Origin of the sequence: Streptomyces sp. NPDC101237 (assembly GCF_044767465.1) — a bacterium.
In the GTDB taxonomy this organism is placed as follows: Bacteria; Actinomycetota; Actinomycetes; order Streptomycetales; family Streptomycetaceae; genus Streptomyces; species Streptomyces gramineus.
Genome location: NZ_JBIWNY010000032.1, coordinates 47,118 through 61,496, shown reverse-complemented (window position 1 = coordinate 61,496; position 14,379 = coordinate 47,118). Strand labels below are relative to the sequence as shown.

8 protein-coding genes are annotated in these 14,379 nt (G+C 73.9%); 1 reads left to right on the top strand and 7 read right to left on the bottom strand.

Annotated elements, in window-relative coordinates:
* The first annotated feature begins 77 nt into the window (after positions 1 to 77).
* Complete coding sequence (locus ACIRQ9_RS34775) at positions 78 to 1,019, top strand: D-2-hydroxyacid dehydrogenase family protein (RefSeq protein ID WP_404182835.1); 942 nt, start codon at positions 78 to 80, stop codon at positions 1,017 to 1,019.
* Between the two features lie 55 nt (positions 1,020 to 1,074).
* Here the strand turns inward: ACIRQ9_RS34775 and ACIRQ9_RS34770 are convergent, their stop codons facing one another.
* The 7 genes from ACIRQ9_RS34770 to ACIRQ9_RS34740 form a co-directional block, all read right to left on the bottom strand.
* On the bottom strand, positions 1,075 to 2,319 hold the full coding sequence (locus ACIRQ9_RS34770; protein ID WP_404182832.1) for a ThuA domain-containing protein: 1,245 nt from the start codon (positions 2,317 to 2,319) through the stop codon (positions 1,075 to 1,077).
* An 86-nt stretch (positions 2,320 to 2,405) separates the two neighbouring features.
* Entirely contained in the window at positions 2,406 to 3,755 is a 1,350-nt protein-coding gene (gene ccrA, locus ACIRQ9_RS34765; RefSeq protein ID WP_404182829.1) for a crotonyl-CoA carboxylase/reductase, read from the bottom strand.
* Positions 3,756 to 3,804: 49 nt separating this feature from the next.
* Positions 3,805 to 4,587 carry a thioesterase II family protein gene (locus ACIRQ9_RS34760; RefSeq protein WP_404182825.1) on the bottom strand — a complete coding sequence of 261 codons (783 nt, stop codon included), beginning with the start codon at positions 4,585 to 4,587 and terminating at the stop codon, positions 3,805 to 3,807.
* 304 nt (positions 4,588 to 4,891) lie between these two features.
* A complete protein-coding gene (locus tag ACIRQ9_RS34755) occupies positions 4,892 to 6,124 on the bottom strand; it encodes a cytochrome P450 (protein ID WP_404182822.1) in 1,233 nt (410 codons plus the stop codon).
* An 88-nt stretch (positions 6,125 to 6,212) separates the two neighbouring features.
* On the bottom strand, positions 6,213 to 7,457 hold the full coding sequence (locus ACIRQ9_RS34750) for a cytochrome P450 (protein ID WP_404182819.1): 1,245 nt from the start codon (positions 7,455 to 7,457) through the stop codon (positions 6,213 to 6,215).
* 49 nt (positions 7,458 to 7,506) lie between these two features.
* Positions 7,507 to 9,000 (bottom strand): FAD-dependent oxidoreductase, encoded by a 1,494-nt coding sequence (locus tag ACIRQ9_RS34745; protein WP_404182816.1) that lies wholly within the window; start codon positions 8,998 to 9,000, stop codon positions 7,507 to 7,509.
* The gene (locus ACIRQ9_RS34740; protein ID WP_404182813.1) at positions 8,997 to 14,378 is read right to left on the bottom strand and encodes a type I polyketide synthase; all 5,382 of its coding nucleotides are present in this window, start codon (positions 14,376 to 14,378) and stop codon (positions 8,997 to 8,999) included. The genes ACIRQ9_RS34745 and ACIRQ9_RS34740 overlap by 4 nt, the downstream gene beginning before the upstream one ends.
* Position 14,379 lies beyond the last annotated feature (1 nt).

Below are 14,379 nucleotides of genomic sequence, written 5' to 3'. Positions count from 1 at the left end.
CCGTCGGGCACCCGCGGTGCGTCGCCCCGTCACCGGCCGGGACGGGCTTCCTGCCGCCGACAGAGAGAGGACTCCGCATGAGGATCGCGATCCTGGACGACTACCAGGGCGTGGCGCTGGACCTGGCCGACTGGGACGCGCTCCGGGCGGACGTCCAGGTCTTCCGGGACCCCTTCGAGGACGAGGAGGCGGTCGTCGCGGCGCTCGCCGGGTTCGAGGTGGTCGTCGCCATGCGGGAGCGGACGCCGTTCCCGGCCTCGACGCTCGACCGGCTGCCGGACCTGGAGCTGCTGGTGACCACCGGGCCGGTGAACGCGGCGATCGACCTGGAGGCGGCACGCCGGGCCGGCGTCACCGTCTGCGGCACGGGCTACTTCGGTCATCCGACGGCCGAACTCACCTGGGGGCTCATCCTCTCCGCGGCGCGGCTCATCCCGCAGCAGGTGGACTCCGTGCGCCGGGGCGGCTGGCAGCAGGGGCTGGGGACGAGTCTGCGCGGCGCCACCCTCGGACTGCTCGGCCTCGGCCGGCTCGGGACCGCGGTCGCGGAGGTCGGGCGTGCCTTCGGCATGCGCACCGTCGCCTGGAGCGAGAACCTGACGCCCGACGCCGCTCGGGCGAGGGGAGCGGAGTACGTCGAGCGGGACGAACTGTTCGCCCGTTCCGACGTGCTGAGCATCCATCTGGTCCTCGGCGAGCGCACCCGCGGGCTGGTCGGCGCGCGCGAACTGGGCCTGATGAAGCCGACGGCGATCCTGGTGAACACCTCGCGCGGGCCGCTGGTGGACGAGGCGGCACTGATCGCCGCGCTGGCCGAGGGCAGGATCGCGTCGGCGGCGCTGGACGTCTTCGACCGGGAGCCCCTGCCGGCCGGTCACCCGTTGCGGACCCTGTCGAACGCCGTGGTCACTCCGCACATCGGCTACGTCAGCCGGGACCTGTACGAGGTCTTCTACCGGGACGCGGTCGAGGACATCGCGGCCTGGCGCGCCGGCACACCGGTGCGCACCCTGGGGTGAGGGCGCGACGCCCGGACCGGTCCGCCGAGGCGGCGCACCGGTCCGGGCGGGCGGTTCAGGACGGCAGCGTCCAGCTCTGGTTGGCGGAACCCCCGCAGGTCCAGATCTGCAGCCGGGTGCCGTTGGCGGAGCTGGGGCCGGTCGCGTCGAGGCACTTGCCCGACTGCGGATTGACCAGGGAGCCGTTGGCGCCGGCCTGCCACACCTGTGATCCGGTGCCGTTGCAGTCGTAGAGCTGCACCTTGGCGCCGTTGGCGGTGGACGCCGAGGTCACGTCCATGCACTTGCCGAGCGCGCTGATCGTCCCGGACGTGGAGACCGTCCAGTTCTGCGCGCCGGTGCCGTTGCAGTCGTAGAGCTGGACGGCGGCGCCGTTGGCGCTGGACGCGCCCGCCACGTCCACGCACTTGCCGCCGTAGCCGCGGATCGGGCCGGTGGCGCCGGTGGGCGGGGTGACCGGACCGGACTGTCCGGCCGCCCACTTGATCTCCTGGAGCAGCAGCTGGTTCTGCTGGGCGCTCCCGAACGTCGACGACAGCGTGGTGTTGGTCGAGTAGTCCATCGCGTTGTGGCCGAAGTTGTTGTAGACCATCTTGTAGGCGCGGTTGGACCAGACGATCGGGTAGTAGCCGCTGTACCAGGTCTGGTTGGGGTCGGTGCCGATCGGGAAGGTGGACTGGGCCATCGAGGCGAGGATGTCGATGTTCGGGTTCTGCCGGAGGTCGTTCTGCCAGCTGTACCACTCACTGACCGAGGACGAGATGGTGGCCGGCAGGTTGGCGGTCGCCGGGTGGTTGCGGTCCTCGATCTGCAGGGTCTCGGCGGTGGGGCCCCAGCTGTTGCTCTTGAAGGTGCCGGTGCCGAGGAACGTGTTGTGGTACCACGGCCAGTCGCTGGTGTTGTCGTTGTACGCCGACACGTGGAAGCCGATGAATCCGCCGCCGCCCGCCACGTAGTTCTGGAAGGCGGACTGCTGGGACGCGGTGTGCGGGTAGTCGTCGAGGAACATGACCACCTGGTAGGTGGCGAGCGTCGCCGTGTTGAGGCGGCTCCAGTCCGTGGTCTGCGTGTAGGTGAAGCCGTTCTGGGCGCCCGCCTGCGGGAACCAGGTGGCGGCCTCGTGGTCGAAGCTGATGTGCGCCGCGTCGTACGTGCCGTCGTAGAAGGCGATCACGTTGACGGGCGAGGCGGCGCGGGCGCTGTGCACGGGTGCGGCCTGGACGCCGAGCACCACGGCGAGCAGGGCGAGGAGTCTCAACAAGGTGCGGGGCCAGGCTGTGTCCGGGTGGGGGGTCGTCATGCCAGGACCTTCCTCATACGTGAACGCCGGAAGACATACGTAGACGTGCCGCATTGAAGGCCCTGGTCCATGAACATGTCAATGGTTCAGACCAAAACCTCCTCCGTGCGGAAGCGGTTGATGGCCGGCTCATGGCGTTCGCGCAGTTCGGGGTCGGTGACGCCGAGGCCCTCCCGCGGCGCCAGGCACAGCACCCCGACCTTGCCGTGGTGGCGGTTGCGGTGCACGTCGGTGACGGCCCGGCCGGTCTCGGCCAGCGGGTACGTACGCGAGAGGGTCGGGTGGATACGGCCCTTCACGACGAGCCGGTTCGCCTCCCAGGCCTCGCGGTAGTTGGCGAAGTGGGAACCGATGATCCTCTTCAGGTGCATCCACAGGTAGCGGTTGTCGAACTCGTGCCGGTAGCCGGACGTGGAGGCACAGGTCACGATCGTGCCGCCCCTGCGGGCCACGTAGACGGAGGCGCCGAAGGTCTCCCGGCCCGGATGCTCGAAGACGATGTCCACGTCGTCGCCGCCGGTCAGTTCCCGGATGTGCCGGCCGAACCGCTTCCACTCCCGCTGGTCCTGGGTCTCCTCGTCCCGCCAGAACCGGTAGTCCTCCGCGCTCCGGTCGATGATCGCCTCGACGCCCATCTCCCGGCAGATCCGCGCCTTCTGCTCGCTGGAGACCACGCAGACCGGTATCGCGCCGCCCGCCAGCGCGTACTGGGTGGCGTACGACCCGAGCCCGCCGCCCGCGCCCCAGATCAGCACGGTGTCGCCGACCTTCATGGCGGCGCCGTTGCGGGAGACCAGCTGCCGGTAGGCGGTGGAGTTGACCAGGCCGGGCGCGGCGGCCTCCTCCCAGGTCAGGTGCCCCGCCTTGGGCATCAGCTGGTTGGCCTTGACCAGCGCGAGATCGGCGAGGCCGCCGTAGTTGGTCTCGAACCCCCAGATCCGCTGCTCCGGGTCGAGCATGGTGTCGTCGTGGCCGGCCGCGTCCTCCAGTTCGACGGACAGGCAGTGCGCGACCACCCGGTCACCGGGCCGCCAGCGGCGCACGCCGGGACCGGTGCGCAGGACCACGCCGGACAGGTCGGAGCCGATCACGTGGTAGGGCTGGTCGTGCCGGGCGGCCGGGCCGCCGGTGCGGGCATACCGTTCGAGGAACGCGAAGGTCGGCACCGGCGAGAACAGCGCGCTCCACACCGTGTTGTAGTTGACGGAGCTCGCCATCACGGCGATCAGGGCCTCACCGGGGCCGGGTTCCGGGGTCGGCACCTCTTCGACGTGGAGGGCCTTGGCGGGGTCGCGGTCGCCGACGGGAACTCCGTCGAACATGTGCTGCTCGTCCTTGCGCAACACGGTGGCGCGGTAGGACTCCGGAACCGGCAGGGACGCGATGTCACGCGTCCGCGCGTCCGGTGACTCGATCGCGGCGGCCAGGTCGGTCATCACCACAGGCTTCCTTCGGTCTGGGGGGTGTGCTCGGGGAGCGTTCGGTTCAGGCGTCGCGTCGCCGGGCGCGACGGAACTCCGCCAGGTCCTCGGTCAGCGCGCGGACCACCCCGGCCTGCTGCTCGGCCAGGTAGAAGTGGCCGCCGGGGAAGTCGCGCAGGGTGAAGGCGCCCTCGGTGTGCTCGCGCCACTCCGCGGCCTCTTCCAGGGTGACCTGCGGGTCGTCGTCGCCGACGAGCACACTGATCGGGCAGCGCAGCGGCGGTCCCGGCCGGTACCGGTAGGACTCGACCGCCGTGTAGTCGCCGCGGACCGCGGGCAGGATCATCTCGATGACGTCCGGGTCCAGGAGCAGCCGTTCGTCGGTGCCGTTCAGCCGGCGGATCTCGTCGACGACCCCCGCGTCGTCCATCGACCGGACCCCGCGGTCGCGGACCTCGGGCGGCGCGGTGCGGCCGGAGGCGACGAGCCCCAGCAGGTCGAGGGAGGCCCGCTGCTCGATCCGCCGGGCCACCTCGAAGGCCACGCAGGCGCCCATGCTGTGCCCGAACAGCACCAGGCGGCGCCTCGGCAGCGTCTCCAGCACGGCGAGGATCTCGTCGGCCAGCCGGGAGATCGAGGTGCGGGGCGGTTCGGACCGCCGGTCCTGACGGCCCGGGTACTGCACGGACAGCACGTCGGCGACCGGAGCCAGCGCGTCGGCGAGCGGACGGAAGTAGCTGGCGGAGCCGCCCGCGTGCGGGAAGCAGACCAGCGTGAGGTCGGTGTCCCGCGGCGCCGGGCGGTAGCGGCGGATCCAGAGTTCCTGTGCGGTCAGGGTGTCGGTCATCCCCGTGGTCTCCCCGTGGTTCTTCGAGTGGTCGTGTGCCGTGCGCGGGACGCCGGGCGCGGACCGCGGTCGGCGCGGGGCCGGGTTCGGGCGTTCGCCTCGTCCTTCGGACGGGCTCCGCGGCCTTCGTACGGCTCTGTGAGCGGTTGCTGTGTGCGGTCGCCGTGTGCGGTCGCCGTGTGCGGTCGCCGTGTGCGGGGCCCAGGCCCCTTTCCGTAGGCGTGGCGAGGGTGCCTCCGGGTGAGCGGGCCGGGTGCGTGCGCGCCGGAGGACTCCGGTGGGCCCGCACCCGGTCGGCCGTCGGTCAGGCGGTGACGCGGACCGGCAGTTCGGCCAGGCCGCGCATGATGATGTTGGGCACCCGGGCCGGGCTGTCAGTGACCGGCTCCAGGTCGAGCGCGGCCAGCGCGGACACCGCGGCCTGCGCGGTGAGCCGGGCCAGCGGCGCGCCGACGCAGAAGTGGATGCCGAGGCCGAAGCCGAGGTTGCGGCCCGCGGGCCGGTCCAGGCGCAGTTCGTCGGGGTCGTCGTAGACGTCGGGATCGTGGCTGGCCGCACCGATCATCAGCATGACCTGCTCGCCCGGCTGGATGGTCTGCCCGGCGATCTCGGCCTCGGCCAGCGCGACCCGGGAGATCATCTGCACCGGTGTGTCGAAGCGCAGCATCTCCTCCACCGCGGCGGCCACCTGGCCGGGACGGGCCCGCAGCCAGTCCCGCTGGTCGGGCCGCCGGAGCAGCGCGAGCATGCCGTTGCCGATCAGGTTCACGGTGGTGGCGTACCCGGCGGAGAGCAGCAGGGTGCACGTGACCTCCAGTTCCTCGGGGGTCAGGGTGTCGCCGCCCTCCTCCACGGCGACCAGCTCGCTGATCAGGTCGGTGCCCGGTTCCGCCCGGCGGCGCTCGGCCAGTTCGCCGATGTACCGGTACAGCTCGGCGCGCGCGTTGTCGCGCTTGGCGATCTCCTCGGGGCCGAGCAGGAAGCTCGGGTCGAGGCCGCGCGCGATGTCGCCGGACAGCTCGTCGAAGCGGGCCGCGTGCTCGGCCGGCACGTCCAGGAGGGCGTTCTGCATGCGGCCGGGCAGCGGGTGCGCCACCGCGCTCATCAGGTCGATCGGACCGTCGCCGGCCTCGGCGCGCGCCGTCTCGATCAGCTCGCGCACGACCTGCTGGGCGGTGGTGCGCATCCGGTCCACCTGGCGGGCCGCGAACGCCTTGCTCACCAGGGCGCGGATGCGGGTGTGCTCCGGCGGGTCGGAGAAGATGAACGGCCGCACCACCGTGCCGTCGGCCTCGGTGCGGAAGTGGTCGGCGACGGTCGCGCCGTCGCCCCAGCCGAAGCGCTGGTCGCGCAGGACGGCCGAGCAGGCCTCGTGTCCGGTCACCGCCCACAGCCCGAGCGGCGTACGGGTCACCGGGCCCTTCTCCCGGATCTGCGCGTACACCGGGTAGGGGTCGGCCAGGAAGGCCGGGTCGAAGGGGTCGAAGGGCAGCAACTGGGCTATGAAGCCCGGGTCCAGCATCGGTGCCTCGGTCATCGCTGTCGTTCCCAACCCCGCGCGGGGACGGCCGTCGCCGCGCGGACGAGAGTTTCGGTACGGAGAGGGGCTTCAGGGGGCGGAGGGGTCAGCCGGCGGCGGCCGGGGCCGCGGCGGTGAACGTCACCGGCAGCTGGTCCAGGCTGTTGGCCACCAGGCTGGGCGTCCAGGTCAGCTTCTCGTCGGGGACGGCGAGCCGGAGGTCGTCGAAGCGGTCGAACAGGGTGCGCAGCGCGATCCGCGCCTTGAGCCTGGCCAGGGGCGCGCCGATGCAGAAGTGGGTGCCGTGGCCGAGCGCGAGGTGCCGGGAGGCGTCGCGGTGGATGTCCAGCGTCTCGGGGTCGCTGAACTGGTCCGGGTCGTGGTTGGCCGCGGCCAGCGAGATCATCACGTGGTCGCCCGCCTTGACCTTCGCGCCGCCCAGCTCCATGTCCTCGGTGGCGAAGCGGTACACCACGGTGAACACCGGGCTGGTCAGCCGCAGCAGTTCCTCGACGGCCGGGGTCAGCCCCTCGGGGTCGGCCTTGAGTTCGGCGAGCTGCCCGGGGTTGCGCAGCAGCGCGAGGATGCCGTTGGAGAGCAGATTGATGGTGGTCTCGGCGCCGGCGAGGAGCAGCAGCATGACGGTGGAGCGGATCTCCAGGTCGGCGAGCGCGTCGCCGTCCTCGTTGGCCTGCACCAGACCGGAGATCAGGTCGGGGCCGGGGTCGGCGCGGCGCTGCGCGGTCAGTTCGGTGAGGTACTCCTCGAACCAGCCGACCGAGGCGACGACCTCCTCGGGGCTGGAGGAGTTGCCGAGGCCGACGAAGATGTAGGTGTTGCGCTCGAACTCCTCGACGTCGGCGAGCGGTACGCCGAGCATCTCGTAGAGCACCGTGGAGATCAGCGGGGAGATGAACGAGGCCTTGAGGTCGGCGGTGCCGGCCTCGGCGACCGCGTCGAGCAGTTCGTCGGTGATCTGCTGGATCCGCTCGCCGAGGTCGGCGACCCGGCGCGGTGTGAAGGCCTTGGAGACCAGTCTGCGCAGCCGGGTGTGCTCGGGCGGGTCGGCGAGGTTCATGTGCTGGTTGAGGATGGACTTGCGGCCGTCGTAGCCCACCGAGGGCCACAGCTCCGGAGCCGCGTTGTCGAGGTGCTTGCTGAGCTTGCGGTTGGTGAGCGCGGCGAGCGCGTCGTCGTAACGGGTGATCATCCAGACCGGGTTGCCGTCGGGCAGCAGCAGTTGCTCCACGGGGCCGGGTTCGGGAAGTCCGGGTGCCCAGGGGCGGGGGGCCGCCGTGGCGTCGGCGTGCACGGGACAGCCGGTGGCCGGCGCGCCGTCGGGGTGGGGCATGTCGTGTCCTCTCGTCGTGGGGTGCTCGGCTGGTGGGGTGCCCGGACCGTCAGCGGGTCGGGGCCTGGGACGACGGGGCGGGGGCCAGCGCGGCGAGCTTCGCGGCGACGCCGGGGAACCGGTCGGCGGAGCCCGCGGCGGCCACGTAGCCGTCCGGGCGCAGCAGCACGAACTTCTCGGTGGTGCCGTCCAGCGGGAAGTGGGCGGCCAGGTCGGGCAGCCGGTCGGCCAGCTCGGCCGCCCGCGCCGCCAGTCGGGTGTCCTTGCCGCCGTAGGTGATCAGCTGGAAGCGGCCGGCGAGTTCGTCGGACGGTTTGGGGATCCAGCGGGGGTCGCGGGTGCCGGGGCGCGGCCGGGCGCGGTCCGTGCCGCCGAACAGCACGTCGGGGTAGTGGCTGCGCCAGCCGGCCAGCATCGGCGCGTAGCCACGGGTCAGTACGCCGGTGGCGTCGAGCAGCCGCCAGGTCAGGTCGCGGATCCGGCGGGCGACCGGGCCGACGACGGCCTGACGGGCCATGCGGCCGGTGGCCTGGAGGGTCTGTTCGATCGCGGCGCGGCGCTCGGGGTCGTAGGTGTCCAGGACCGATTCGTCGAGCCGGCCGTGCACCACGCCGGCCAGTTTCCAGGCCAGGTTGCGGGTGTCGGGGATGCCGAGGTTGAGGCCTTGGCCGCCGATCGGGCTGTGCACGTGGGCGGCGTCGCCGACCAGGAAGCAGCGGCCGGAGCGCAGCGCGCCGGCCACCCGCTCGTCGCTGGCGAACAGGGTGACCGTGCGTACCTCGGTGAACCGGAGCCCGCCGGGGCCGCGTTCGTCCAGCAGCGCCTGGGCCTGCTCGGCGGTGGCCTCGGTGCCCTCCGGGACCGCGCCGGAGACCCGGAACTCGCCGCCGGGCAGCGGGGCGATCAGCGCGACGCCGGTGTCGGCGAGGAAGTAGTGGATCTCCTCGGTGCTGATCCCGCCGGTGCCGGGCTCGCCGGTGATGCGTCCTTCGGCGAGCAGGAAGGTGGCCGGGAACCGCGCCCCGGAGAAGTCGATGCCCAGCTGGTCCCTGACCTGGCTGTGCAGGCCGTCCGCGCCCACCACCCAGTCGGCCTCGATCTCGGCGGTGGAGCCGTCCGCGCGGCTGCCGGTGACGGTCACCGTGTGGGCGTCGGGGACGACCTTGGTGACGCGGGTGCCCCACTCGACGTCGACGCCCCGCTCGGCCAGGGTCTCCGCCAGCAGCCGGCCGGTGCGTTCCTGGGGCAGGACCAGCGGGGCGTTGGCCTCGCCGAGCGGTACCCGCACGCTGCCGCCGGAACCCAGGTGGTAGTGGAGTGCGACGGGCTGGACGCTGTCGCGGGCGGCCCGCTCGGCGAGTCCCAGTTCGCCGAGCACCTCCCGTACCGGCGGCCACAGCAGGATGGCGCGGGAGCCGGTGTGCGGGTGGTCCGCGGCGTCGACCACGGTGACCGCCACGCCGAGCCGGCTGAGCTGGGCGGCCATGGCCAGGCCGCACGGGCCCGCGCCGACGACCAGAACGGTGGTACGTCGATGTGTCATTGCTTCTCCAGCCACTCGTGCACCGCCTGGGCAGTACGGTCGGCGTGCTCTTCCAGAACGGTGAAGTGGTCGCCGGCCAGCTCCACCACGTCGTGCGGGTAGGCCCAGGTGGCGGGCGGGCGGTCGAATCCGGTGAGCGGTCCGGTCGCGCGGGCCAGCAGGACCGGCGTCGCGGAGCCTGCCGGTTCCCAGTCGGTGAGCAGCCGCAGGTACCCGCCCATGGCGGTGAGCCGGGCGTCGGTGACCGCGCCGTTCTCGGCCAGCCTGGTGAACATCTGCTCGAACAGGGCGGCGCCGTCGGTGACCAGTTCGCGGCCGAAGACGAAGGTGTCGAGGAGGACCAGCCCGGCGGCCGGCCGGCCGCGTGCGGCGAGTTCGGCGGCGACGCCGTCGGCGAGCAGGCCGCCCGAGGAGTAGCCCACGAGCACCACCGGCCGCTCCCGGGCCGCCGCCTCCACCTGGCGGGTGACGGCCTCGATCGCGGCGGGCCGGTCGGCGGGCAGCGGTTCGCCGTCGAGGTAGCCGGGCAGGGCGAGCGCCGAGACCGCGCGCCGCTCGCGCAGTCCGGCGGCGAACCGGGCGTATTGATGGGGGCCGGAGGTGGCCAGGACGGTGGGCAGGCAGACCAGCAGCGGACCGTCGTCGCGGACGGTGAGCGGCACCGCTTCGGGCAGCGGGCCCGCCTCGTCGGCGGAGCCGAAGGACGGGCGCAGCTTGGCCGCGGCGCCGAGCAGTTCGACGAACTCGCCGGTCTTCCCGGCTTCTGCCGCGGTGCGGCTCAGCGCGGCGAACGTCCCGCTCCCGGGGTCGGCGGCCGGGTCGGGGCCGAGTTCGGTCCGCAGGTGCCGGGCCAGCGCCTCGGGCGTGTCGTGTTCGAACAGGGTGGCCGCGGTCAGCCGTAACCCGGTCGCCGCCGACAGGCGGTTGCGCAGCTCCAGGGTGGTCAGGGAGTCGAAGCCGTGTTCGAGGAAGCGGCGGGCCGGGTCGATGGCGGACGGGTCGGCGAAGCCGAGGACGGCGGCGGCCTGCCCGGCGATCGCGGCGAGCAGCGCGCCGTACCGCTCGGCGGCGGGCAGGGCGGCCAGCCGGCCGGCGTCCGGGGTGTCCGGGCCCCCGGGTTCGCGGCGGCCCCGGTCGGGGGTGAACTCGGCGATGAGCGGGCGCGGTCCGGTGACGGTGTACGCGGCCCGGAACCGCGGCCAGTCCACGTCGGCGAGGAGCAGCCGCGTGTCCCCGGCGGTGAGCGCGGCGCCGAGCGCGGAAAGGGCCCGCTGTCCGTCGAGGACGGCGATGCCGCGCCCGGCCAGCCGCTCCCTGCGGACGGCGGCGACTCCGGTGGTGTCGGCCGGGTCGTCCCAGGGCGCCCAGGCCACCGACAGGGCGGGCAGCCCGGCGGCGGCGCGGTGTTCGGCCAGGGCGTCCAGTGCGGCGGCGGCCGCCGCGTAGCCGGCCTGGCCGACGCCGCCGAAGGTGCCGGACACGGAGGAGAACAGCACGAACGCGGTGAGCGGGGTGTCGCGGGTGAGGTCGTGCAGGTGCCGGGCCGCGGTGACTCCGGGGTGGGGCGCGGCAGTGGGGTCGAGGGCGGTCAGCGGCGCCTCGGTGAGCGGGAGGTAGGTGTGCACCACGGCGGTGACCGGCTGTCCGGCGAGCAGGTCGGCCACTTGCTCACGGTCCGGCAGATCGCAGGAGACGGTGTGCACTTCGGTGCCCAGGTCGCGCAGTTCGGTGACGAGGCCGTCGGCCACGGCGGCGTCGGGTCCCGCGGTCAGCAGCAGCGCGGGGGCGCCCTCGGTGGCCAGCCAGCGGGCGGTGGCGGCGCCGACGGCGGTGTCCGCGCCGGTGACCAGGGTGGTGCCGGTGGGCCGCCAGCCGGTGCCGGCCGGGAGGCTCAGGGGGCTGCGCACCAGGCGGCGGGCGAACAACCCGGCGGGGCGGACGGCCAGTTGCTCTTCGCCGGTCCGTCCGGACAGCGCGGCGCACCAGCGGGTCAGCGCGCGTTCGTCGGCCTCGGCGGGCAGGTCGACGATGCCGCCGGTGAGGGTGGGGTGCTCCAGGGCCACGGTGGGGGCGAGGGCCCACAGCGCGGCCCGGTCGGGGTCGCCGTCCGGTGCGGCGTCCAGGGCGACCGCGGCGGTGGTGGTGAACCACAGCGGGGCCGCCACGCCCGCCTCGGCGAGGGCGCGGACCAGGGTCACGGCGGCCGGCCAGGCCAGCAGGGCCAGCACGCCGGAGGGCCGGACGTCGGCCAGGGCCGCACGCAGGGCTTCCTGGTCCGTCGTACCGGCGGTGACCTCGATGCGGACGACCCGGGCGCCGTGCTCTGCGAGCACGGCGGGTTCGGGCCCGGTGAAGCCGGGCGGTACGGCGACCAGCCAGTCCCCGGAGAGCCGGGAACTGGCGGGTTCGGGCACCGGCCGCCAGTCCAGGGTGTGCCGCCAGGAGTCCACGACGGACCGCTCGCGCCGCTGCCGCCGCCACGCCGACAGCGCGGGCAGCACGGCGGCCAGCGGTGCGGTGTCCACTTCCAGGACGTCGCCGAGACCGGCCAGGTCCTCGTTCTCGACGGCTTCCCAGAAGCCGGACTCCACCGGATCGGCGCTCGCCGTGGCGGCGCCGGGATCGGGCTCGGGCCAGTAGCGCTGCCGCTGGAAGGGGTAGGTGGGCAGGTCGACCCAGGCGGTGGCGCGGTCCGCCGGGGCGGCACCGAGGTCGACCGGGGCGCCGCGCGTGTAGGCGTCGGCCGCCGAGCGCAGGAAGCGGTCCAGGCCGCCCTGGCCGCGGCGCAGCGATCCGACGGCGGCGACGTCGGTGCCGGCGTCCTCGGCGATCTCCTGGACCGCGGTGACCAGGACCGGGTGCGGGCTGACCTCGACGAAGAACCGATGTCCGGCGGCCAGCAGGGTGCGCACGGCCGGGTCGAAGGCGACCGGGCGGCGGGCGTTGTCGAACCAGTACTCGGCGTCCAGGGTGCCGGTGTCGGTGAAGTCTCCGGTGACGGTGGAGCAGAACGGCACGTCGGTGGCGACCGGCCGGACGTCGGCGAACATGTCCACGATGCGGTCGTGCAGCGGGTCGACCTGGTCGCAGTGCGAGGCGACCGTGGAGGCGACCAGCCGGGCGCGCAGCCCGTCGGCGGTGGCCTCGGCGACGAACCGGTCGAGCCCGGCCGGTTCGCCGACCACGGTGACCGCGTTCGGTCCGTTGACGCCGCCGATGTGCAGCGCGTCGCCCTGGGCGGCCAGCCGGGCGCGGACCCGCTCCTCGGGTGCGGCCACCGACACCACCGCGCCGTTGCCGCGCAGTTCGTCGGCGAACAACTGGCTGCGCAGCACCACGATCTTCAGCGCGTCGCGCAGGGACAGCGCCCCGGCCGCGCAGGCGGCGGCGATCTCGCCCTGGCTGCTGCCGACCACGGCGGCCGGGACGAGGCCGTGGGAGCGCCAGAGTTCGGCCAGGGAGACCATCACCGCGAAGAGCACCGGCTGCAGGATCTCGATGCGCTCCATGTCGGGCGCGCCGGGCGCCTCGCGCAGCACGTCGGTGAGGGACCAGTCGACGAACTCGCGGGCCGCGGAATCGCACTCGGCGAAGCGCGCGGCGAACACCGGCGCGGAGTCGAGGAGTTCGGCGGCCATGCCGGTCCACTGCGAGCCCTGGCCCGGGAACACGAACACCACCCGGTCCTCCGGTGCGCCGGTGGCGGCGGCCAGGGCGTCGTGCGAGCGGCCGGCGGCCAGCGCGGACAGCGCGTCGGCGGCGGTGTCCGGGTCGGCTGCGACGACCACGGCCCGGTGTTCGAGGGCGGCCCGGGAACGGGCCAGGGCGGCGGCGAGGTCGGGCAGCGGGGTGCCGCCGCGCACCAGCGGCAGCAGGCGTTCGGCCTGGGCGCGCAGGGCGTCACGGGTGCGGGCGGAGACCATCAGGGGTACCGGCGCGGGCGTGCCGCCCGCCGCTGTCTCCGTGGCCGGGGCCGGTTCCGCGGGCTCGAACTCGTCGGCCGCTTCGAGGAGTACGTGGGCGTTGGTGCCGCTGATGCCGAACGCGGAGACGCCGGCCCGGCGCGGTCGGCCGGTCTCGGGCCAGGGCTGTTCCTCGGTGAGCAGGGCCACCGCGCCGGAGGCGAAGTCGGCCTCGGAGGTGGGTTCGTCCACGTGCAGGGTGCGCGGCAGCCGGTCGCCGCGCAGCGCCATCACCGTCTTGATGATGCCGCCGACCCCGGCGGCCGCACCGGCGTGGCCCAGGTTGGACTTGAGCGAGCCCAGCCACAGCGGCCGGCCGGCGGGGCGGTTGCGGCCGTAGGTGGCGAGCAGCGCGTTGGCCTCGATCGGGTCGCCCAGCGCGGTCCCGGTGCCGTGCGCCTCGACGGCGTCGACGTCGGCGGCGGCCAGGCCCGCGTCGGCGAGCGCGGCACGGATGACCCGCTCCTGGGAGGGGCCGTTGGGCGCGGTCAGGCCGTTGGAGGCGCCGTCCTGGTTGACCGCCGAGCCGCGCACCACGGCCAGCACCCGGTGCCCGTTGCGGCGCGCGTCGGAGAGCCGCTCCAGGACCAGGATCCCGGCGCCCTCGGCCCAGGCGGTGCCGTCGGCCGCCGCGGCGAACGCCTTGGCGCGGCCGTCCGGGGCCAGGCCGCGCTGGCGGGACAGCTCCACGAACCCGGCCGGGGTGGACAGCACGGACGCGCCGCCGGCCAGCGCCAGCGAGCACTCGCCGCGGGCCAGCGACTGGCGGGCCAGGTGCAGGGCGACCAGGGAGGCGGAGCAGGCGGTGTCCACGGACAGCGCGGGCCCCTCCAGGCCGAGGGTGTACGACAGCCGCCCGGAGAGCACGCTGATCGCGTTGCCGGTCAGCAGGTAGCCCTCCAGGTCCTCGGCGGCCTGCGCGGCGAGCATCCCGTAGTCCTGGGCGCCGCTGCCGACGAACACGCCGGTCCGGCTGCCGCGCAGCGACAGCGGGTCGACGCCGGCCCGTTCCAGCGCCTCCCAGGAGGTCTCCAGGAGCAGCCGCTGCTGCGGGTCCATGGCCAGCGCCTCGCGCGGCGAGATGCCGAAGAACGGGGCGTCGAAGTCGGCCACGTCGTAGAGGAACCCGCCCTCCTTGACGTAGGTGGTGCCGGGCCGGTCCGGGTCGGGGTCGAAGAGGCGGTCCAGGGGCCAGCCGCGGTCGGTGGGGAAGGCCGCCATCACGTCCCGGCCGGCCGCGACCACTTCCCACAGGTCCTCGGGCGAGGCGATGCCGCCGGGGAAGCGGCAGGCCATGCCGACGACGGCCACCGGCTCGGTGTCGCGCTGCTCGTAGTCCCGCAGCCGCTGCCGGGTCTCGTGCAGGTCGACGGTGACCTTGCGCAGGTAGTCGCGGAGACGCTCGACATCACTCATG

What these genes read in the sequence shown, in the direction of transcription:
- ACIRQ9_RS34775 (WP_404182835.1), top strand. Translation starts at nt 78, where the DNA reads ATGAGGATCGCGATCCTGGACGACTACCAGGGCGTGGCGCTGGACCTG.
- ACIRQ9_RS34770 (WP_404182832.1), bottom strand. Translation starts at nt 2,319, where the DNA reads ATGACGACCCCCCACCCGGACACAGCCTGGCCCCGCACCTTGTTGAGA.
- ccrA (WP_404182829.1), bottom strand. Translation starts at nt 3,755, where the DNA reads ATGACCGACCTGGCCGCCGCGATCGAGTCACCGGACGCGCGGACGCGT.
- ACIRQ9_RS34760 (WP_404182825.1), bottom strand. Translation starts at nt 4,587, where the DNA reads ATGACCGACACCCTGACCGCACAGGAACTCTGGATCCGCCGCTACCGC.
- ACIRQ9_RS34755 (WP_404182822.1), bottom strand. Translation starts at nt 6,124, where the DNA reads ATGACCGAGGCACCGATGCTGGACCCGGGCTTCATAGCCCAGTTGCTG.
- ACIRQ9_RS34750 (WP_404182819.1), bottom strand. Translation starts at nt 7,457, where the DNA reads ATGCCCCACCCCGACGGCGCGCCGGCCACCGGCTGTCCCGTGCACGCC.
- ACIRQ9_RS34745 (WP_404182816.1), bottom strand. Translation starts at nt 9,000, where the DNA reads ATGACACATCGACGTACCACCGTTCTGGTCGTCGGCGCGGGCCCGTGC.
- ACIRQ9_RS34740 (WP_404182813.1), bottom strand. Translation starts at nt 14,378, where the DNA reads ATGAGTGATGTCGAGCGTCTCCGCGACTACCTGCGCAAGGTCACCGTC.